Source organism: Crassaminicella profunda (assembly GCF_019884785.1).
Classification (GTDB): Bacteria; Bacillota; Clostridia; order Peptostreptococcales; family Thermotaleaceae; genus Crassaminicella; species Crassaminicella profunda.
In genome coordinates, this window is sequence record NZ_CP082326.1 from 1,119,860 (window position 1) to 1,141,067 (window position 21,208).

19 protein-coding genes and 1 other annotated feature are annotated in these 21,208 nt (G+C 30.9%); of the genes, 16 read left to right on the forward strand and 3 right to left on the reverse strand.

Annotated features, from left to right (window positions below):
- Positions 1–166 precede the first annotated feature (166 nt).
- The 11 genes from K7H06_RS04745 (at position 167) to pheT (ending at position 12,537) form a co-directional block, all read left to right on the forward strand.
- On the forward strand, positions 167–1,774 hold the full coding sequence (locus K7H06_RS04745) for a sugar ABC transporter ATP-binding protein (protein ID WP_223038799.1): 1,608 nt from the start codon (positions 167–169) through the stop codon (positions 1,772–1,774).
- Positions 1,775–2,815, forward strand: coding sequence for an ABC transporter permease subunit (locus K7H06_RS04750; protein ID WP_223038800.1), 1,041 nt, complete (start codon positions 1,775–1,777; stop codon positions 2,813–2,815).
- A gap of 1 nt (position 2,816) precedes the next feature.
- Positions 2,817–4,133: an ABC transporter permease subunit gene (locus K7H06_RS04755; protein WP_246637637.1), complete on the forward strand. Its 1,317-nt coding sequence runs from the start codon at positions 2,817–2,819 to the stop codon at positions 4,131–4,133.
- A 210-nt stretch (positions 4,134–4,343) separates the two neighbouring features.
- Positions 4,344–4,880, forward strand: coding sequence for a translation initiation factor IF-3 (gene infC, locus K7H06_RS04760; protein ID WP_223039945.1), 537 nt, complete (start codon positions 4,344–4,346; stop codon positions 4,878–4,880).
- Between the two features lie 23 nt (positions 4,881–4,903).
- The gene (gene rpmI / locus K7H06_RS04765) at positions 4,904–5,101 is read left to right on the forward strand and encodes a 50S ribosomal protein L35 (RefSeq protein ID WP_223038801.1); all 198 of its coding nucleotides are present in this window, start codon (positions 4,904–4,906) and stop codon (positions 5,099–5,101) included.
- A 30-nt stretch (positions 5,102–5,131) separates the two neighbouring features.
- On the forward strand, positions 5,132–5,491 hold the full coding sequence (gene rplT / locus K7H06_RS04770; RefSeq protein WP_223038802.1) for a 50S ribosomal protein L20: 360 nt from the start codon (positions 5,132–5,134) through the stop codon (positions 5,489–5,491).
- Positions 5,492–5,660: 169 nt separating this feature from the next.
- Positions 5,661–7,016 carry a TrkH family potassium uptake protein gene (locus K7H06_RS04775; RefSeq protein ID WP_246637695.1) on the forward strand — a complete coding sequence of 452 codons (1,356 nt, stop codon included), beginning with the start codon at positions 5,661–5,663 and terminating at the stop codon, positions 7,014–7,016.
- A gap of 10 nt (positions 7,017–7,026) precedes the next feature.
- Positions 7,027–7,677: a potassium channel family protein gene (locus tag K7H06_RS04780; protein WP_223038803.1), complete on the forward strand. Its 651-nt coding sequence runs from the start codon at positions 7,027–7,029 to the stop codon at positions 7,675–7,677.
- 18 nt (positions 7,678–7,695) lie between these two features.
- Positions 7,696–8,508 (forward strand): 23S rRNA (guanosine(2251)-2'-O)-methyltransferase RlmB, encoded by an 813-nt coding sequence (rlmB, locus tag K7H06_RS04785; RefSeq protein WP_223038804.1) that lies wholly within the window; start codon positions 7,696–7,698, stop codon positions 8,506–8,508.
- A 196-nt stretch (positions 8,509–8,704) separates the two neighbouring features.
- Positions 8,705–8,922: a binding site (T-box leader), on the forward strand.
- Between the two features lie 172 nt (positions 8,923–9,094).
- The gene (pheS, locus tag K7H06_RS04790) at positions 9,095–10,114 is read left to right on the forward strand and encodes a phenylalanine--tRNA ligase subunit alpha (RefSeq protein ID WP_223038805.1); all 1,020 of its coding nucleotides are present in this window, start codon (positions 9,095–9,097) and stop codon (positions 10,112–10,114) included.
- A 23-nt stretch (positions 10,115–10,137) separates the two neighbouring features.
- Positions 10,138–12,537 (forward strand): phenylalanine--tRNA ligase subunit beta, encoded by a 2,400-nt coding sequence (gene pheT, locus K7H06_RS04795; protein ID WP_223038806.1) that lies wholly within the window; start codon positions 10,138–10,140, stop codon positions 12,535–12,537.
- Between the two features lie 209 nt (positions 12,538–12,746).
- Here the strand turns inward: pheT and rfbB are convergent, their stop codons facing one another.
- From rfbB to rfbD, 3 genes are all read right to left on the reverse strand, one after another.
- Positions 12,747–13,724, reverse strand: a complete 978-nt coding sequence (gene rfbB / locus K7H06_RS04800) for a dTDP-glucose 4,6-dehydratase (RefSeq protein ID WP_223038807.1) — start codon at positions 13,722–13,724, stop codon at positions 12,747–12,749.
- A 69-nt stretch (positions 13,725–13,793) separates the two neighbouring features.
- Positions 13,794–14,663: a glucose-1-phosphate thymidylyltransferase RfbA gene (gene rfbA / locus K7H06_RS04805; protein WP_223038808.1), complete on the reverse strand. Its 870-nt coding sequence runs from the start codon at positions 14,661–14,663 to the stop codon at positions 13,794–13,796.
- The gene (rfbD, locus tag K7H06_RS04810; RefSeq protein ID WP_223038809.1) at positions 14,660–15,508 is read right to left on the reverse strand and encodes a dTDP-4-dehydrorhamnose reductase; all 849 of its coding nucleotides are present in this window, start codon (positions 15,506–15,508) and stop codon (positions 14,660–14,662) included. Before rfbD ends, rfbA begins: the two co-directional genes overlap by 4 nt.
- 288 nt (positions 15,509–15,796) lie before the next feature.
- On the opposite strand from rfbD, the gene K7H06_RS04815 reads away from it, so the two are divergent.
- From K7H06_RS04815 to K7H06_RS04835, 5 genes are all read left to right on the forward strand, one after another.
- Positions 15,797–16,570 (forward strand): glycosyltransferase family 2 protein, encoded by a 774-nt coding sequence (locus tag K7H06_RS04815; RefSeq protein WP_223038810.1) that lies wholly within the window; start codon positions 15,797–15,799, stop codon positions 16,568–16,570.
- Positions 16,571–17,992, forward strand: a complete 1,422-nt coding sequence (locus tag K7H06_RS04820; RefSeq protein ID WP_223038811.1) for a capsular polysaccharide export protein, LipB/KpsS family — start codon at positions 16,571–16,573, stop codon at positions 17,990–17,992.
- 284 nt (positions 17,993–18,276) lie between these two features.
- Positions 18,277–19,293, forward strand: a complete 1,017-nt coding sequence (locus tag K7H06_RS04825; RefSeq protein ID WP_223038812.1) for an SDR family NAD(P)-dependent oxidoreductase — start codon at positions 18,277–18,279, stop codon at positions 19,291–19,293.
- Between the two features lie 73 nt (positions 19,294–19,366).
- Positions 19,367–20,314: a dTDP-glucose 4,6-dehydratase gene (locus K7H06_RS04830; protein WP_223038813.1), complete on the forward strand. Its 948-nt coding sequence runs from the start codon at positions 19,367–19,369 to the stop codon at positions 20,312–20,314.
- 17 nt (positions 20,315–20,331) lie between these two features.
- Positions 20,332–21,207, forward strand: a complete 876-nt coding sequence (locus K7H06_RS04835; RefSeq protein WP_223038814.1) for an aldo/keto reductase — start codon at positions 20,332–20,334, stop codon at positions 21,205–21,207.
- Position 21,208 lies beyond the last annotated feature (1 nt).

The window sequence follows — 21,208 nt, forward strand, 5'->3', positions numbered from 1 at the left end:
TAAAATAAGGTTGCCGTATAGGCAGCCTTACATTTTATAAGAAGATAGATCAAAGCTTAAGGGAAGAGTCAAATGTGATTGTTTTGTGTTCGTTGTATACACTATGTGAAAGTTTTTGTTGGGTTTTAAGTTATTAGCATAGTGAAATTCTTAAGGTGGTGGAAAAATGACTTCAGATTATGTGCTTCAGATGAAAAATATAAAAAAAGAATATTTTGGAAATAAAGTATTAAAAGGTGTTAGTATTTCTGTAAAACCTGGGGAGATTCATGCGTTATTAGGAGAAAATGGTGCAGGAAAATCTACTCTTATGAATGTATTATTTGGCATGCCTGTTATTCATTCTACAGGGGGGTTTGAGGGAGAGGTTGTTATTAATGGAGAAACAGTAAATGTAAAATCTCCTAAAGAAGCCATGGGGATAGGGATTGGGATGGTTCACCAAGAATTTATGTTAGTTCCAGGTTTTAGTTTAACAGAGAATATAAAGCTAAACAGAGAAATAACAAAGACGAATCCTATTAGTAAATTAGTTGGAGAAAGTTTAAATGTTTTAGATACAAAAAGAATGAAAAAAGATGCAAGAAAAGCATTAGATACCCTTGGTATGGATATAGAGGAGTGGGTTAAGGTAGCGGGACTACCTGTTGGATATATGCAATTTGTAGAGATTGCAAGAGAAATTGATAAAAGCAATGTAAAGCTTTTAGTTTTTGACGAGCCTACTGCCGTTTTAACAGAGAGTGAAGCAGATAATTTAATTGAATCCATGAAGAAAATAGCAGCTTCAGGAATTGCTATTTTATTTATCACCCATAGACTAGATGAAGTAATGGAGGCTGCTGATAATGTAACGATTTTAAGAGATGGAGAATTAGCTGCAATACGAAAAAAGGAAGAAACAAATGTAGGAGAACTTGCTGAACTTATGGTGGGTAGGAAGATTGAAGTTACCAATAAATCTGAAGATACAAACAAAAACTTTGAAAATCTAGAAACGATCCTTTCTATGAAAAATTTTAAAGTAAACATGCCAGGGGAAGAAGTGAAGGGGATCAATTTAGATATAAAAAAAGGAGAAATATTAGGTATTGGAGGTTTGGCTGGACAAGGAAAAATAGGCATTGCTAATGGAATTATGGGGCTTTATGAATCAAGTGGAGAAGTATCTTTAAAAGGGAATAAGTTAAAACTTAATGATACACGTTATGCTCTTAAAAGTGGATTAGCTTTTGTTTCAGAAGATAGAAGAGGAATTGGACTTCTTTTAGATTCTTCTATTGAACATAATATTGTTGTTACAACGATGCAAGTACAAGAAAAATTTTTAAAGAAAATTGCGTTCTTTGATCAATTAGATCGTAAAAAAATTAGAAAACATGCCTTGAAGATGATTGAGGATTTAGATATAAGATGTACAGGATCTATGCAGATTACAAGAAGACTTAGTGGTGGAAATCAGCAGAAGGTTTGCATTGCAAGAGCATTGACATTAGAACCAGATATTTTATTTGTTTCAGAACCTACTAGAGGAATCGATATTGGAGCTAAAAAGCTAGTATTAGATTTATTAGTAAAACTAAACAAAGAACTTGGAATGACCATTGTCATGACATCAAGTGAGCTGGCAGAACTTAGGGCTATTTGTGATAGAATCGCTATTATTTCAGAAGGAGAAGTTGAAGGGATTGTCAGTCCTTTTGCAAGTGATAGAGATTTTGGTTTAATGATGGCTGGGGAATATCGTAAAATGCATAGTAAGGAGGCTTTATAAATGAGTGAAGCTGTTAAGCGATTTTCAAACAAAGTAGGTCTTCCAAGAATAATTATTAGTTCCTTTTTTATCTTTCTTTTTATAGTAGCTTTAATATTAAAACTACCAATAGCTAGTTTAATATCGGATAGTATTAGAAGATTTGGTATGTATGGCATATTGGTATTAGCTATGGTACCTGCTATACAATCTGGTATTGGTCCAAATTTTGCACTCCCATTAGGAATTATTTGTGGCCTTTTAGGTGGTCTTATGAGTATTGAATTTGGTCTGAGTGGGTGGGGGAGCTTTTTTGGAGCATTAACTATTTCTCTACCTTTTGCAATACTTGTAGGATGGATTTATGGTATTCTTCTTAATAAAATTAAGGGATCTGAAATGCTTGTTGCAACTTATACAGGCTTTTCAATTGTTTCTTTTATGAGTATTATGTGGATATTACTTCCTTTTAATCATGAAGAGATGGTTTGGCCAATAGGAAACGGCCTTAGGGTAACTATTGCTTTAGACTCAACCTTTGGACAAATATTGAATCACTTTTGGGAATTTCCTATTTTTGGAGTGAAAATTCCTACAGGATTATTACTGTTTTTCTTTATTTGTTGTTTTATTGTTTGGTTGTTCTCGAGAAGTAAGTTAGGTACGGCTATGAAAGCAGCAGGAGATAGCCCTAAATTTGCCACAGCTTCAGGGATTGATGTAGACCAATGCAGAATTGTTGGAACTGTGCTATCTACTGTACTTGGAGCTGTTGGTATACTTGTCTATGCCCAAAGCTATGGTTTTATTCAATTGTATCAAGCACCTCTTATGATGGCATTTCCAGCAGTTGCATCCATATTAATTGGTGGTGCTTCAGCTAGTCGTGCAAAAATATCCCATGTTATCCTAGGAGCTTTCTTATTCCAAGGACTTTTAACCGTTGCTCTCCCTGTTGCAAATGAGATTGTAAGGGAAGGAAATTTATCTGAGGTCCTTAGAATGATCGTACAAAATGGTATTATTCTTTATGCACTAACAAAAGTTGGGGGGGGAGATTAATATGGCAGAAATGAGTAATACAAAGTCAGCAAGGGATGCCTTAGAAAATAAAAGGGAAAGATTCAATATAAAAAGTTTTTTGATCAATAATAGTGTAACCATATTATTTGTGATCATATGTTTGATAGGGATTAAACTTTCAAAGCTTCCATTATTCTTTATAGGAAGCGAACTATTGACAAGAATTACAAGAAATTCATTTCTAGTACTGTCATTGATTATTCCTGTATTAGCAGGAATGGGACTAAACTTTGGGATAACTATTGGGGCAATGGCTGGACAAATAGCTATTTTCCTAGTAATGCACTGGGGAATTACAGGAATGAAAGGATTTTTGTTGTGTGCTTTGCTAGCAGCGCCTTTAGCTATATTATTTGGTAATTTAACAGGAAAATTACTTAATAAAACAAAGGGACAAGAAATGATTGCTAGTATGATAGCAGGTTTCTTTGCAAATGGAATCTACCAATTTATATTTTTATTTTCAATTGGTACGATTATTCCTATGAAAGATCCTGTAATGATTTTAAGTAGTGGTGTAGGTGTAAGAAATACTATTGATTTATCAAGAAATGTGGGGATTAAATATGCTTTAGACAACCTTGTTAAATTACCTGTATTTCATGTGTTTTTAGTAGGAGCTATTCTTACTATGTTGATTTATACAGTCGTTAGAATATATCATAAAAAAGAATGTTCTTTTACAGGAAGATATTTAATAACGATGATGAGTTGTGTTGTAGTGGTAGCAGTAAGTGGTATATTTATTTTTGGCGGAAGTTATCTTCCTAATGAATTGAAAATGTTTAAAAATATAAAACTACCTGTGATAACATGTATTGTTGTTGCTCTGTTATGTTTGTTTAATGTATTAATTGTAAAGACAAAGCTAGGTCAAGATTTTAGAACTGTTGGTCAAGATAAGCATATTGCCAGAATTTCAGGGATTAATGTAGACAAGGTGAGAATTATTGCAATCACTCTGTCAACATTATTAGCTGCTTGGGGACAATTGATTTTTCTTCAAAATATGGGAACCCTCAATACCTATGGAAGCCATGTGCAAATAGCTACTTTTTCAATAGCGGCCCTCCTTATTGGAGGAGCATCTGTATCAAGAGCAACCATTGGTCAAGCGCTCCTTGGTACTATATTATTTCATACCTTGTTTATTGTTTCTCCAAAGGCTGGGAAAAATTTATTTGGAGATGCTCAAATAGGAGAATTTTTTAGAGCATTTGTTGCCTATGGCGTTATTGGACTGTCTTTAGGACTCCATGCATGGAAAAAGCGAATACAATTTAAAAAAGTAGGATAAAATAAAAAAAGCGTTGACAATATAAAGCTTTAATGATAAACTGTCTAAGTAATATCAAGCAGAAGATTTCCGCTTCTCACCTTACAACGAGGGTTCGTAAGGTTTATAGCTTAGTACTTGCTACATAGTAGTGCAAGGATTTTATTGGCTTATGAGGCGGATGTGTTATGCATCCGCTTTTTATTGTTATATATCTATATCCCATTAGGGATGATAAATTTTAGGAGGTGTCCAATCATTAAAGAATTAGATATTAATGAAGCGATTAGGGACCGAGAAGTTAGACTGATTGATACGGATGGTGAACAGTTAGGTGTTGTTGCAGGAAGAAAGGCATTAGAAATGGCCATAGAAAGAAAATTAGATTTAGTAAAAATTGCACCTCAAGCAAAGCCACCTGTTTGCAAGATCATGGATTATGGAAAGTATAAGTTTGAACAATCCAAAAAAGAAAAAGAAGCAAAGAAAAAGCAAAAAGTAATTAATGTAAAGGAAGTTCGATTAAGTCTTAATATTGAACAACATGATTTAAATGTAAAAGCAAATAGAGCTATTTCCTTTTTGTCAAAGGGTGACAAAGTAAAAGTTACTTTGAGATTTAAAGGTAGAGAAATGGGCTATACCAAATTAGGGTATGATGTAATGAATAAATTTAATGAGCTCATTTCAGAAGTTAGTACTATAGAGAAAAAGCCAAAATTGGAAGGCAGGAGCATGACTATGTTCTTAGCACCAAAGAATGCTTAGATGATAGAGGGGAGGAAATAATTATGCCAAAAATGAAAACACATCGTGGAGCAGCAAAAAGATTCAAAATAACAAAGAGTGGTAAAATAAAAAGAGCAAAAGCTTATAAAAGCCATATTTTAACTAAAAAGAGCCAAAAAAGAAAAAGAAATTTAAGAAAAGCTGCTATGATGCCAAAGGCTGAAGAGAGAAGAATAAAAAAAGTATTACCATACGCATAGAAAATAGGAAGGTAAAGGAGGTAGAAAAACATGGCAAGAGTAAAAAAAGCAGTAAATGCAAAAAAGAAGCATAAAAAAATATTAAAACTTGCAAAAGGATTTTATGGAGCTAAAAGTAAGATTTTCAGAGCTGCAAATCCAGCAGTAATGAGATCTTTAAGATCTGCATATATAGGAAGAAAATTAAAGAAGAGAGATTTTAGAAAATTATGGATTGCAAGAATTAATGCTGCTGCAAGAATGAATGGTATATCTTATAGTAGATTAATTAATGGATTAAAGCTAGCTGAGGTTCAAATTAACAGAAAAATGTTAGCTGAAATGGCAATTTATGATGAAAAAGGTTTTGCACAATTAGTAGATGTTGCAAAGCAAAAATTAAATGCATAAAAATAGACTCTATTAATGAGTCTATTTTTTTCATTGTTTATTCATATACTTGTGATGATTTGTTTAAAATAATATGTAGGGATCGATAACTTTTCTTTAAAAAGTTATTGGTTAATGCTATAATAAATGCATAACAAAATTAGGAAGAATTTGGACAGGGGTGATTAGAATCGATATTAATAAAAGAATTGATAAATATAAACTGAACCCTGCACAGATACTTGTTTTAGGATTTGCTAGTGTCATTTTAATGGGTGGTATACTTTTAAGTCTTCCTATTGCATCAAAATCTGGACATAGTGTGGGTTTTATTAATGCAATTTTCACATCTACTTCAGCAGTATGTGTAACGGGACTTGTTGTTGTTGATACGGCTACCCACTGGACTGTTTTTGGGCAGACGGTTATTATTCTATTAATTCAAATTGGTGGATTAGGATTTATGAGCATGGCTACCTTTTTTGCATTAATTTTTGGAAAAAGGATTACCTTACGTGAACGTCTAGTCATGCAAGAAGCATTGAATCAATTTAATATATCTGGAATTGTGCGTCTTACAAAATATATTCTTATAACAACTTTTTCCATAGAAGGAATAGGGGCAATACTTCTATCCTTTAAATTTATTCCTATATATGGGGTACCAAAGGGAATAGGACTAAGTATATTTCATGCAATTTCTGCTTTTTGTAACGCAGGTTTTGATTTAATAGGAAATTTTAGAAGTTTAACGCCTTTTGCTGATGATTTTCTCATTAACATAGTAATCTGTTTTTTAATTATAACAGGTGGTTTAGGATTCACGGTAATTGTTGAGGTACTCCAAAAAAGAAAGTTCTCAAAACTTAGTTTACATGCAAAACTAGTACTCTATATTACAGGTGTTTTATTATTAGTAGGTTTTATAGCCGTTTTTATATTAGAGTATAGTAATCCTGAAACACTTGGGAAGCTAAGCTTTAAAGGGAAATTATTAGGTGCATTATTTCATTCTGTTACACCTAGAACGGCAGGGTTTAATACCTTACCAACAGATAAATTAACAACAGCTACCATATTTATGACAATGGTTTTCATGTTCATAGGAGGTTCTTCTGGATCTACTGCTGGAGGAGTAAAAACCACAACAGCTGGAGTGATTATCTTTACGGTGATTAATATTATAAAAGGAAAAGAAGATACAGAAGTTTTTAATAGAAGAATACCTAGAGACATTATTAATCGATCTTTAGCAGTAATTGGGATTGCCATGACACTGGTTATATTTGTAACTATGATTTTATCCATAACAGAAACAGGACATAGTTTTATGGAGATTTTCTTTGAAGTTACTTCAGCTTTTGGAACAGTGGGTTTGTCATTAGGAATGACACCTAGTCTTAGTATCATAGGGAAAATTGTTATTTCCATTACTATGTTTGCAGGTAGAGTAGGGCCTATGACCATTGCATTAGCTTTAGCAAGACAACAGCAGAAAAATAAGGGATTGATTAAGTATCCTGAAGAACGAGTAATTGTAGGATAGGGGTGTTACGATGAAACAATTTGTAGTAATAGGTTGTGGAAGGTTTGGTTCAAGTGTGGCAAGAACCCTTTATGGATTAGGTTTTGATGTATTAGCAATTGATGGTAATGAAGATGTGATACAAGGAATAGCTGATTCTGTTACCCATGCAGTACAAGCAGATGCAACAGAAGAGGCATCCATTAAATCACTTGGAATGAGTAATTTTGATGTTGCAGTAATTACCATAGGCTCTAATATACAAGCGTCTATTATGGCCACCCTCATTGTAAAGGAACTAGGGGTGAAGCATGTAGTAGCTAAAGCTCAAAATGAGCAGCATGCAAAGGTTCTTTATAAAATTGGAGCAGATAGAGTGGTATTTCCTGAAAGAGATATGGGTGTTAGGGTAGCACATAATCTAGTATCATCTAATTTCTTAGACATTATAGAATTGGCTCCTGATTATAGTATTGTAGAGATCTCTGCCCTTGAAGAATGGGCAGGACAAAATTTAAAAGATTTAAATATGAGAGCAAATTACGGTATTAACGTAATGGCTATTAAGCATGGGACAGAAATTAATATCTCTCCAAGGGCAACGGATACGGTAAAAAGTGATGATGTATTAGTGGTGATTGGACATAATGATGATTTACAAAAGATAGAGAAGAAAGCATAAAATAAGAGGTGGAAATAGTTGATCTTAAAGATTAATTCTAGCGACAATGGAACTATTAAACATGTAAGAGAACTGAAAAAAAGAAAATACAGACAAAAGTATGAGGAATACATAGTAGAAGGGATACGAATTATTCGTGATGCCCTACAAAATAATAAAGAAATCAAATATATATTATTTGCTGAGGAATTGTATACTACATCTGGAGGAGAAGAATTGCTCCATGAATTAATGGAAAACAATATAAAAATATATGAAATTCCCAATAATATCTATATGCATCTTTCAGATACACAAAATCCTCAAGGAATTATGGCTGTACTTCCCATAGAATCATACCACATAGATGAGGTAATAGATTCTTCAAAAAATTTGTTTTTAGTTCTTGATCGAGTACAAGATCCAGGAAATTTAGGAACCATTATAAGAACAGCAGATGCTGCAGGTATTAATGCTGTCATTTTAACAAAGGGATGTGTGGACTTATATAATTTAAAAACTATAAGATCAACAATGGGTTCTATATTTCATTTTCCTATTGTCCATGGAGGAGAAACAATAGAAATCATTAAACATCTAAAATCAAAAAATATTAAAATTGTTAGTACAAGTTTAGAAACAGATAAATATTATGATGAAGTGGATTATAATGAAAGTACAGCATTTGTCATAGGAAACGAAGCAAATGGGGTATTGAAAGAAGTTTTAGAAAGTTCAGATGAATTGGTGAAAATTCCAATGATTGGTAAGGCTGAATCGTTAAATGCTTCTATTGCAGCGTCTATTATCATGTATGAAGCTGTAAGACAGAAAAGGAATCAGAAAATTTGAAAAATAATACAAATAGGTCATTTATTTTCTTGTAAACCTCTTTTTGCTGTGCTATAATGAAGGAAAAGCGGCTATTAAAAAGGGGTGTGGGCATTATGCTAAGTACAACTGAGTGGCTTTGGAGTATTTTTATGTTAACTGGAAATATTAATGCCTATTTGGGTTATAGGGAATTAGTTGCAAATTATTAATATGGATATTGGTAATGATAGAGAAGAGTAGGTTATGGATTGCTTTACAGAGAGGAAATGCCAAGGGCTGAGAGCATTTTTAAATGACAACCTGATTGAATTCACTCTTGAACTATAGAGCTGAAAGGTAAGTAGGTTCTATCGGTAGACGCCGTTAAGTCAATGAAGTGGTTAAAGAAATTTAACTATTAGGGTGGTACCGCGGAAAATCTTCGTCCCTTGTGGGATTGAAGATTTTTTTATTTGGATATAATGAGTAGAGTAATACAAGAGATGAAATAAATTTAAATAAGAGCTTTCATACAGCTATGAAATATACTTTGATTATAATTATAGGACAGGCTGTTTTTAAATAAAATGTTTATATATAAGGATAACTAGAAAGGAGTATATCAATGAAAGAGCAACTAAAAAACATACAAAATGTTGCAGAGAGTGCTATAAAAGAGGCACAATCTATGCAAGAACTAGAACAAATTAGAATAAAATATCTAGGAAAAAAAGGAGAACTTACCGCTGTTTTAAGAGGGATGAAGGATTTATCTAATGAGGAAAGACCAAGAGTAGGTAAAATTGCCAATGAAGTTAGAGCAGCCATTGAAGGAGCTTTAGATGCAGCAAAAAATGAAATGAAGCACAAAGAAAAGAATCTAAGATTAATGAATGAAACCATTGATGTAACTATGCCAGGAAAAGCTAAAAATTTAGGACATAAGCATCCTCTTACAATGGTTTTAGATGAAATAAAAGATATTTTTATGGGGATGGGATTTAAGATTGCAGAAGGACCAGAGGTTGATACAGTGTATCATAACTTTGACGCACTTAACGCACCAAAGAACCATCCATCTAGAGATTTAACAGATACTTTTTATATTACAGATGATCTTTTACTTAGAACACAAACTTCAACTGTACAAATTAGAACTATGAAGAGGAGTAAACCTCCTATTAAGATTCTTTCTCCAGGAAGATGCTTTCGTTCTGATGAATTAGATGCTACTCATTCACCAATGTTTCATCAGATAGAAGGGTTAGTAGTAGATAAAAATATTACTATGGCAGATTTAAAAGGAACACTAGATTTATTTGCAAAACAATTATTTGGAATAGGCACAAAGACAAAGTTTAGACCTCACCATTTTCCATTTACAGAGCCAAGTGCTGAAGTAGATGTTACTTGCTTTAAGTGTAATGGAGAAGGTTGTCGTGTATGTAAAGGAAGTGGATGGATAGAAATCTTAGGATGCGGTATGGTACATCCAAATGTTTTAAAAGAATGTGGCATAGACCCAGAGGAGTATAGTGGATTTGCCTTTGGTATGGGACTTGATAGAATCACAATGTTAAAATATGGAATAGAAGATATTAGATTACTTTTTGAAAATGATATGCGTTTTATCAATCAGTTCTAAAGAAAAGATAAGGAGGAAGTAATATGTTCGTGCCAGTAGAATGGTTAAAACAATATGTAGATATTGAAAATATAGATATTAAAGATTTAAGAGATGAGTTCATTATGTCTGGATCTAATATAGAAACAGTGGAACACTTAGGAGAGAGAGTAAATAAAATTGTTGTAGGAAAAATTTTAGAAATTGAAAAGCATCCAGATGCTCAAAAATTAGTAGTTACACAAGTAGATGTGGGAGAAGAAGTGATTCAAATTGTTACAGGAGCAAATAATATTAAAGTAGGTCAATACATTCCAGTCATCTTAAATGGAGGAAGACTTCCAGATGGTACAAAAATAAAAAGAGGAAAGCTTCGTGGAATCGTATCGAATGGGATGATGTGCTCGGGAGAAGAGCTAGGTATTGAAGATAAAGTATTACCAATACATCAAAACAAGGATGGTATTTACATATTAGATGAAGAATATCCACTAGGAATGGATATTAAAGATGTTTTTGGTTTGAATGATCATATTATAGAATTTGAGATTACACCAAATAGACCAGATTGTCTGAGTATGTTAGGAATGGCAAGAGAAGGGTCTGCAACTTTTAATGTTCCTTTAAAAGAGTTAAAAATCAATGCAACAGAAGAAGTAGACAATATAGAGAATTATGCATCTGTAGAGGTTCTAGATAATGAACTTTGCAACAGATATGTAGCAAGAGTTATCAAGGATGTAGAAATAAAGCCATCTCCACAATGGATGCAAAATAGATTGATGAAAGCTGGTATGAGACCTATCAATAACATAGTAGATATTACAAATTATGTTATGCTAGAACTTGGACAGCCTCTTCATGCTTTTGATTTAGAAACTTTAGCAGGAAACAAAATCATTGTAAAAAAAGCAGAAGAAGGAGAAAAATTTGTAACCTTAGATGAAGCAGAAAGAAAATTAGATAGTAGTATCCTTATGATTGCAGATGGTGAAAAGTCTGTAGCATTAGCAGGGGTTATGGGAGGACTTAATTCAGAAATCACAGAAAGTACGAAAACGATTTTGCTTGAGTCTGCAAATTTTAATGCTGATATGGTGAGAGCTACTTCTAAAAAATTAGGATTAAGAACAGAAGCATCTGCAAGATTTGAAAAAGGAATTGATCCTAATACTGCAATCATTGCAGTTAATCGAGTATGTGAATTAGTGGAAGAATTAAAGATCGGTAAAATTGTAAAAGGTGCTATTGATATTTATCCAAATAAAAGAGAGGCAGATGTAATAGAAATCAGACCAAAGAGAATGAATGATTTATTAGGTACAAATTTATCTAATGAAGAAATGATTCATATCTTAGAAAGATTAGGAATGAAAGTAGAAGTAAAAGAAGAAAAGTTCTTAGTTACAGTACCTACTTTCAGATTAGATATTGCCCAGGAAATAGATTTTGTAGAAGAAATCGCAAGAATTTATGGGTTTAATAATTTGGGAATGACCCTGCCAAAAGGAAATACGCAAGGAGCTATGACCAATGGTCAAATTATTGAGCAGTTAGCGAAAAATACTTTAAATGCAGCAGGATTAAATGAAATTGCAACTTATTCTTTTGTAAGCCCTAGAACCTTTGATTTATTATGTATGCCAGAGGAAAGCTTTATGAGAAGAGTTGTAAAATTAATCAATCCCCTAGGAGAAGAAACCAGTGTCATGAGAACTACCCTAATGGGTAATATGCTAGAGGTATTAGCTCGAAACTACAATCGTAATGTGGAAGAGGCAAAGGCCTTTGAATTAGGAAACACTTTCATTCCAAAGAGTATTCCTGTTCAAACTCTACCAATAGAGAAAAAAGTATTAACCCTTGGAATGTATGGAAAAGAAATAGATTTCTATAGTGTAAAGGGGACTGTAGAAAGATTATTTGAAAGACTTGGTATAAAAGATTTCGAATATACTCCAGAGAAAAATCACCCAACCTTCCATCCAGGAAGATGTGCAAGTATTACTTATGGTAATCACACATTAGGAGTAATTGGTGAAATTCATCCAGACGTAATGGAAAATTACAACATTGATACACGAGTATATGTAGCAGAAATAGATTTTAATATTATTTATCAAATTACAAGACTAGATAGATTATATGAACAACTTCCTAAATATCCTGCTATGACAAGGGATATGGCATTGGTTGTGAAAGATGATATCTATGTAAAACAAATCGAAGATATAGCAAAAGAAAATGGCGGAAAAATATTAGAAAGCATTAAATTATTTGATGTATATAAAGGAAAGCAAGTTCAAGAAGGATATAAGAGTGTAGCCTATTCATTAACGTATAGAGCCAAGGATAGAACTTTGACAGATGAAGAAGTAACGAAGGTGCATGAAAAAATATTAGAAGCATTAAAAGAAAATATTAGTGCAAGTTTGAGAGCATAAGGATTTAGAAAAAAGGGCTGTCTCAGAGAGAATGAGGGAGTGTAAATAAAGCTATTCTTAAGTGAAAATAAAAACTCCTTTCTGGGAAAAATCAGTAATATAATTTAAACCAGGAAGGAGTTTTTCTATACATGTGTTAAGAAGATTTTAAGCATAATTCTTTGTTAGGATGATTGTTTCCAAAGTTATAAGAGGTATATTTTTAATTATTAGTTAACACTATTTACTAGCGCTTTCCACCATTCCTTATTATCTAAATACCACTTAATGGTTTGTTTCATTCCTTTTTCAAAATCATACCTTGGTTTCCAACCTAGCTCATTTTGAATTTTTGATGAATCTATAGCATATCTTCTATCATGGCCAGGTCTATCTTTTACGTACCTAATCAAATTTTCTGGTTTATTAAGCATCTTAAGTATAAGCTTTACAATGTTAATATTTGCTTTCTCATTATTTCCACCAATATTATATATTTCTCCTATTTTTCCTTTATGAAGTACTAAATCTATTGCCCTACAGTGATCTTCTACATGAATCCAGTCTCTAATTTGAAATCCATCTCCATACACAGGTAAATCTTTTCCTTCTAGTGCATTTGTTATCATAAGGGGGATTAACTTTTCTGGAAATTGATAAGAACCATAGTTATTTGAACATCTTGTTATGTTTATTGGAAGATTAAAAGTTTTATAATATGCTCTAGTTAGTAAATCTGCTCCTGCTTTACTAGCTGAATAGGGGCTATTTGGTGCAAGTGGTGTTTTTTCTGTAAATAATCCCTTTTGTCCTAAAGAACCATATACTTCATCGGTGGAAATTTGAACATATTTTTTTAGATGATAATTTTTTGCTACATCTAAAAGTACTTGTGTACCTATAATATTTGTCCTTATAAAACATTCAGGATCTTGTATACTTCTATCTACATGAGATTCTGCTGCAAAATTTATTATATAATCTATTCCTTGAGACAATATTTTATCTACTCGTTCTCTATCTGCTATATCCATTTTTATGAACTCATAATTAGGATGATCTTTGATATTTTTTAGATTTTTTAGATTTCCAGCATAAGTTAGTAAGTCAAGGTTAATTATTTTATAATCTTTATATTTATTAAGCATATATTTTACAAAGTTACTTCCTATAAAACCTGCTCCACCTGTGACAATTAATTTTTTCATTTAGAACACCTCTATTATTTATTAGATTAAATTTTGTAAAATTAAACTTTCTTATAAATAAACATCTATTTATAGTCCTTTGGCTATATCAAATAGATATTTTCCATAATCAGTTTTTAATAATCCGTTAGCTAATTTAATAAGCTGTTCTTCATTGATATATCCCATTCTAAAAACAATTTCTTCTAGGCAAGCAATATAAAATCCTTGTCTTTTTTGTACTGCTTCTACAAAATTTCCAGCTTCTATAAGACTATCGTGTGTTCCTGTATCTAACCAGGCGATACCTCGACCAAATAATTCTACTTTTAATTTACCTCTTTGAAGATATTCTTCATTAACAGATGTTATTTCAAGTTCGCCTCTGGGTGATGGTTTTATATTTTTAGCAACTTCAATCACATTATTATCATAAAAATATAATCCAGGTATTGCATAATTGGATTTAGCTTTTTTAGGTTTTTCTTCAATAGATAAGACATTACCATTTTTATCAAATTCAACTACTCCAAAGTTGTTTGGATTTTTTACATAATATCCAAATATAACAGCCCCCTCTTTTAATGAAGCTGATTTTTGTAGAATTTCAGTAAATTTATGACCATAAAAAATATTGTCTCCTAAAACCAGTGCGACTTTATCATTTCCTATAAATTTTTCACCTATTATAAAAGCATCTGCAAGTCCTTTTGGTGCATCTTGGACTTTATAGGAAAAAGAAATTCCTAATTGACTACCATCTCCTAATAGTTCTTTATAGATAGGTAAATCTCTAGAAGTAGAGATAATTAATATTTCTTTTATTCCAGAAAGCAAAAGAACAGATAGAGGATAATAAATCATAGGTTTATCGTATATGGGTAAGAGTTGTTTAGATAGGGCTTTGGTAATTGGATATAGTCTTGTTCCAAGACCTCCAGCTAATACTATACCTTTCATCTGTTTTTCACCTCATTTCTTAAATATTCTTCTATAGACTCTTCCCAATGTCTAAAAATATTTAATCCTTTTAGTTTTAACATAAAATTATCTAAAACAGAATATTGAGGTCTTGAGGCTAGTCTATTTAATTGTTCTGTAGTTATCCTATTAATTTGTATATCAATTTTTCTTAGTTCAAATATTTTTTTAGCAAAATCATACCAACTACAACTTCCTTCACATGTCCCATGATATGTGCCATAGTATTCAGTTTCCATTAAATTAATTATTGATTTAGATAAATCTATTGTACTTGTAGGGGTTCCGATTTGATCATCTACTATGTTTAATTCATCTTTATATGAAGCAAGATTTAACATAGTTCTTACAAAATTATTTCCTTCTCCATATAACCAAGAAGTTCTGATAATAAAATGTTTAGGATTAAGTTTTTCAATAAATTTTTCCCCTAATAATTTACTTTTTCCATAAATGTTTTTAGGCTTTGTTAGATCGTATTCTCTATAGGGTGTATTCGCTTTTCCATCAAAAACGTAGTCAGTAGATATATGAATGACTTTACAGCCTATCTTATCAGTTGCAATTGCAATATTTTGAGCACCAATTGAATTTACTTTAAATGCATTCACCTCATTTTTTTCACAACCATCTACGTTTGTGTATGCAGCACAGTTTATAACAACTTGTGGATTTTGTTCTAAAATACAACTAGTAACTTCATTGAAATTTGTAATGTCTAATGCGAACTTATTTAAAGGGAATACGATTTTGTTGGTAGATGTTAATTGCTTTTGTAATTCCGTACCTAATTGTCCATTAGCTCCTGTAATTAATATTTTCATAAATAACTACTCCTTTTTACTAAAATGAAATTATATCTGAATAACCATTTAACTTTTAACACCATCCTCTCTCGTATTTATATTACGTTGGTGCGTATTATATGGACACATCTTAAACGAGAAGATATCTAGGATTTTAGTGAAAAGACTATATCATGTAAATTTTAAAACCAAAATCAATATTTTATTGATAAATGGCACATGGAAAATAATAGTAACATAGTATGTGATGAGGGAAAATAATTTATATGCAAATGTCTATTAAAATTTTGATAAGGAGGTAATTTTTTGTGTAAGGTTTCAATTATTATGACTAGTTATAATAAACCAAATTATGTAGGAAAAGCAATTGAGGCAATTTTAAAGCAATCATTTAAAGATTTTGAATTGTTATTAATGGATGATAACTCAAATGAAGATACTCAAAAAGTAATAGAAAAGTATTTAAAGGATAAAAGAATAAGATATTTTCGAAGTGATGTCAAAAATATTTCGGAAAGGACAGAAAAAAATCGCTATGCAGTGCAAATAAATAAAGCATTAAGCATGATTAATGGGGAATACATTTCTTATGCAACGGATGATAATATTTATAAACCGAAACGTTTGGAAAAAATGGTAAATTTCATGAAAAATAATCGTAAAGTTAAGATTTGCTATTCAAGCTCATGTGTATTACACCTTAATTATGAAGGTAAACTCATAAAGAATGTAATTAGGAATGCAAAAAATAAACTATGGGTTGCTTCTTGTCAGGTAGATCATTGTTCGATTATGCACAAAGCTGATATTCTACCTATTATCTATGAGAAATGGCATTCTTACTGGGATGAAGATCCTCAGTTCTATTTGATAGGTGATGCAAGATTTTTTTGGAGACTAAATCATTTTTGGCCCTTTTATCCTATTAATGAAGTATTAGATGTTAATTATATTATGGAAACATCACTGCATACACAAATAATAGCGGAAGAGAAAAGCGAGTTTATCAAGAGATTACCCAAACAAAGAACTTGTTGGGAATTACGAAAATATCTAAAGAATTTAGGGAGTGATAGATAAATGCCTAAACCTAAAATGTATTTAGAAAACTATTGGTTATTGTTTTTAGAGTTTATAGATTTATTTGGACAGTTAACATATAAAAACATTCCCCTACCCCTGTTAGCTAATTTTTATCAATTATTAGACGATGATTTAAAAGAAGAAATGATGAAATCCGAATTTAAAAAACATTTGAAAACTAAGAAATTGAAGAATGCTGAAATTCAACCCCGATTTGAAAAATGGTTAAAACCCTTAAAACAGCCTCTTAAAGCTAAATCAATAGAAGGAAAAATATTATTAAATCAAAGATATTTACGATTTTCAAAAAATAATTATATAAAATACTTTGATCCCAACCAAACGATTGTATTTATGCAAGGAGCTAAGAAAGATAAATATATGAATATACCAGTTCATAATATGAAAGATTATATAGTTGAGGTTAAAGATTTAGCAAATGAGTTTATTAAAAGAGCGAAAACAATTTTTGCATCAGTTAATAAACATCGCGTATTTAATGATGAATTTTTTCGTAATAAATTTATAACTTTAATCCCCAAAATGGTACAAGGAATAGCAGCAGTAGATAGATATTTTGAAAAAAATCCTATTTCTTGTGTTGTAGTAGGAACTACTGAAGATTTAATAAGTCGTATTTTGACAATAGTATCAGCTAAAAAAGGGATTCCTAGTATTTGTATGCAACATGGTCTTTTGACTGGAGAAGAAGCTTTTTTACCAATATTCTCAACGAAAGTGGCTGCTTATGGTCAATATGAAAAAGATATATTTATAAAGAAAGGCGTATCAGAAAAACAGATTGTAATTGTTGGACACCCTCGATTTGATGGGATTTTTAATGAAGGTCATATGTCTAAGAGAGAATTTCATAAAAAATATAAATTGAATTCGAAGAAAAAAATTATTTTAATTGCAACCCAGCCTACTGCACCTTTACTATGGAATGAATTAATAGAAACTTTAGCACAGGAACCTGAAATAGAAATAGTTATTAAACCACATCCATTAGAAATAATCCGAAAACTAACGGAAAACTATAGAAATTTTGAAAATAAATACAAATCAGTAAAATTTATATCGGAAAGAAGCGTTAACTTATATGATATTTTAGCAAATGTAGATGCTGTAGTAGTGAAGTCATCAACTGTAGGATTAGAGACTATGTTATTTAATAAACCATTATGTATATTAAATAATGATAAATTGTTTAATTATTATGATAAATTAGGAGACCATATATATTCTGATCCGACTAAATTGGTACAGTTCATTGCTAAATTAGTAAAAGATACTAAATTAAAACAAATGATCCAAAATAAACAAGAATTATTTTTAGCTTATGCATATCCACAAAAGCTATCGGGAGTTCGGTTAATAAGAGAAATTGATCAGTTAACAGGATATAAAGGTAAATAATAGATATATCAGAAAAATCATAAGGAATAACTTCAATAATTCATAGCTTTAGATTGTATGAAATACGTGAAATATAGCATACAATCTAAGGCTATTTCTTTTTTTATTATACTTATGATGTTTTCTATGAGTAATAAGGGTTATTTTAAAAATGATATACAATTCATCACATATTTATCATGGATACATATAAATGATTATAGGAAGAGGAGGTAAAATAAATTTTATAATTGATAGAAGCTGCATGAAAGCATAATTAGACTATAGTATTAGAGGAGATAAAAGTGAAATATAAAAATAAAAAAATATTAATCATAGGTGGAACTGGAACCATTGGCAAAAAAATAACTGAAGAAATTTTAAAGGAAGAACCAAAGGTTGTTAGGATTTTTAGTAGAGATGAGTACAAACAGTTTATTATGGAAAGAGAAATAGGAAATAGAAAAAATATTCGATTTTTGATAGGGGATGTAAGAGATTACGATAGAGTGGATAGAGCCTGTAGGGATATTGACATAGTATTTAATTTAGCTGCAATGAAACATGTGCCTGCATGTGAATACAATCCTACAGAAGCTATAAAAACAAATGTTAAGGGTATTGAAAATGTTATAAAAGCATCTAGAAACAACAATATAGAAGTAGTTATATTTACAAGCTCAGATAAAGCTATAAATCCTACCAATGTATATGGAGCTACTAAGCTTTTAGCAGAAAGAGTTATACAGGCTGCTAACCGTAGTAAAGGAATAGCAAAGACAAAATTTGTGGCAGTACGATTTGGAAATGTTATGGGGTCAAGAGGTTCTGTAATTCCATTATTTAAAAAGCAAATTTTAAATCAAAAAAAAATAACCATTACAAACTCAAACATGAGCAGATTCATGATGACAAAAACACAAGCTGCTGCTCTTACAATGCAAGTAGTAGAAAAAGCTATAGGAGGAGAAATATTTATACTAAAAATGCCTATTGTGAAACTAAAAGATTTGGCAGAAGTAATGATTGAAGAAAGTTGTAAAAAACATAATATTGATTCGGCTAAAGTGAGTGTTGAGACTATAGGGGTAAGATCTGGTGAAAAGATGTATGAAGAACTTATGACAGAAGAAGAATCTAAATTTGCATTTGATTTGGGACAAATGTATGCTGTATGTCCCACAACCTATAATATTCAGAAATATATAGAGTTTTATAAGCATTATGATAAAGCAGATGTAGGAACATATAGTTCAGATAAGATGAAGCCAATATTAAAAGATGAAGTTAGGGAATTATTGATAAATGAAAAGTTAATATAGAATTTTCTCATATACGTTATAATCTAATTTTATTAATGTAGAAAGAAGATGTATTTTAACTAGGAGGGAAAGTATGAACATACTGGTAACAGGGGGAGCAGGATTCATCGGAAGATGGGTTGTGAAAAGGCTATTAGAGGATGGACATAATGTATGGTTATTAGATAACTTATCTAATGGTAGAAAAGAAAATATAGAAGAATTTTTATATATGAATAATTTTAAGGAATTCATTTATGGAGATATAAAAAACAGAGAACTATTAAGTAATCTTTATAAAAACAAATTCGAAATATGCTATCACTTAGGCGCGAGTATAAATGTTCAAGATAGTTTAGATGATCCTGAGATAACATTTAAAAATGATGTAATAGGAACATTTCATGTTTTAGAAGAATGTAGAAAATGCAATACAAAAATAGTGTTTATGAGCACATGTATGGTATATGACAAAGCAAATGATGAAAAGGGTATTACAGAACTTCATCCAACAAAACCAGCTTCTCCATATGCAGGAAGTAAAATTTCAGGAGAAAGTATGGTTTTATCCTATTGGTATGGATATAAATTGCCTGCAGTAGTCATTAGGCCATTTAACACGTATGGGCCTTTTCAAAAAACAGGAGGAGAAGGTGGCGTTGTAGCTATATTTATCAAGAACCATCTAGAGGGGAAAACATTAAATATATATGGAGATGGAATGCAAACTAGGGATTTATTATATGTAGAAGATTGTGCAAAATTTGTAGTTGAAGCAGGCTATAGTGAAAAAGCAAATGGAAAAATCATAAATGCAGGTTCAGGTAGAGATATATCAATAAATAATCTAGCTAAATTGATAGTTCAATCAGAAAAACAGATTAAGCATGTTCAACATATACATCCTCAAAGTGAAATAGAAAAGCTTTTATGTAATTATGTTAAAGCTAAAGATTTACTTGGTTGGGAACCAAAGGTTTCACTAAAAGAAGGAATAAAAAAGACAGAAGAATGGATTAAAAATCATCCTGATTTGATATAGGTGAGGGAGGAAAAATAATGCCTCAGATTGCTTTAGGAACTGCTCAACTAGGATTAAATTATGGAATTAACAATAAAACAGGAAAACCTGCTATGAAGGAGTCTTTTTCAATATTTGATACAGCATACAAAAATGGAATCAGAGTACTTGATACAGCATATGTTTATGGAAACAGTGAAAAAATCATAGGAGATTATTTGACTGATACAAAAAGAAAATTTACAATCTGTACAAAATTACCACATATATCAGGGAGTAATCAACATGTAATCAATTTTTTAAATAAATCTTTGAAAAATTTAAATGTAAAACAAGTTGAGTATTATTTACTACACAATATGATTGAAGTGAGCAATCAAAGAATTATAGATGAATTAATAAAATTGAAAGAAAAAAATTTGGTTGGGAAAATAGGGGTTTCCGTATATGATATTAAAGATGTTGAAGTGGTATTACAAAAAGACATTTTTAATGTTATTCAAATACCAATGAATATTTTTGATAGAAGGATTATTCAATTAGGTTATTTAGAAGAATTAAAAAGAAGAAATATAGAAGTTTTTATTCGATCTATTTTTTTACAAGGTTTATTTTTTTCGAAGTTAGATGAAATTCCTTTTAAATTAGAAAAAGCTAAAAAATATCTAAAAATAATAAAAGATTTTTCGAACAAGTTTCAGATAGATATTGCAGATTTAATCTTTGGATGGTTTAAATATAATGACTACGGGGATTTTATTTTAGTTGGAGTTGAAACAAATAATCAATTGGAGAGAAATATAAAAGCTTTTCATAAAAAGATAGATCATAAAATTATATATGAATTTAATCAATTGGTTGATGCAATAAAGGTATCTTATGATTCTATAATTATTGATCCACGTAGGTGGTAAT

Bases quoted from the DNA above. Each gene is read 5' to 3' on its own strand.
- K7H06_RS04780 (WP_223038803.1), top strand. From the start codon at position 7,027: ATGAAACAATTTGTAGTAATAGGTTGTGGAAGGTTTGGTTCAAGTGTG.
- rfbB (WP_223038807.1), bottom strand. From the start codon at position 13,724: ATGAAAAAATTAATTGTCACAGGTGGAGCAGGTTTTATAGGAAGTAAC.
- rplT (WP_223038802.1), top strand. From the start codon at position 5,132: ATGGCAAGAGTAAAAAAAGCAGTAAATGCAAAAAAGAAGCATAAAAAA.
- rpmI (WP_223038801.1), top strand. From the start codon at position 4,904: ATGCCAAAAATGAAAACACATCGTGGAGCAGCAAAAAGATTCAAAATA.
- pheT (WP_223038806.1), top strand. From the start codon at position 10,138: ATGTTCGTGCCAGTAGAATGGTTAAAACAATATGTAGATATTGAAAAT.
- rfbA (WP_223038808.1), bottom strand. From the start codon at position 14,663: ATGAAAGGTATAGTATTAGCTGGAGGTCTTGGAACAAGACTATATCCA.
- K7H06_RS04755 (WP_246637637.1), top strand. From the start codon at position 2,817: ATGGCAGAAATGAGTAATACAAAGTCAGCAAGGGATGCCTTAGAAAAT.
- K7H06_RS04835 (WP_223038814.1), top strand. From the start codon at position 20,332: ATGCCTCAGATTGCTTTAGGAACTGCTCAACTAGGATTAAATTATGGA.
- pheS (WP_223038805.1), top strand. From the start codon at position 9,095: ATGAAAGAGCAACTAAAAAACATACAAAATGTTGCAGAGAGTGCTATA.
- K7H06_RS04830 (WP_223038813.1), top strand. From the start codon at position 19,367: ATGAACATACTGGTAACAGGGGGAGCAGGATTCATCGGAAGATGGGTT.
- K7H06_RS04820 (WP_223038811.1), top strand. From the start codon at position 16,571: ATGCCTAAACCTAAAATGTATTTAGAAAACTATTGGTTATTGTTTTTA.
- K7H06_RS04745 (WP_223038799.1), top strand. From the start codon at position 167: ATGACTTCAGATTATGTGCTTCAGATGAAAAATATAAAAAAAGAATAT.
- K7H06_RS04750 (WP_223038800.1), top strand. From the start codon at position 1,775: ATGAGTGAAGCTGTTAAGCGATTTTCAAACAAAGTAGGTCTTCCAAGA.
- infC (WP_223039945.1), top strand. From the start codon at position 4,344: ATGATAAATTTTAGGAGGTGTCCAATCATTAAAGAATTAGATATTAAT.
- rfbD (WP_223038809.1), bottom strand. From the start codon at position 15,508: ATGAAAATATTAATTACAGGAGCTAATGGACAATTAGGTACGGAATTA.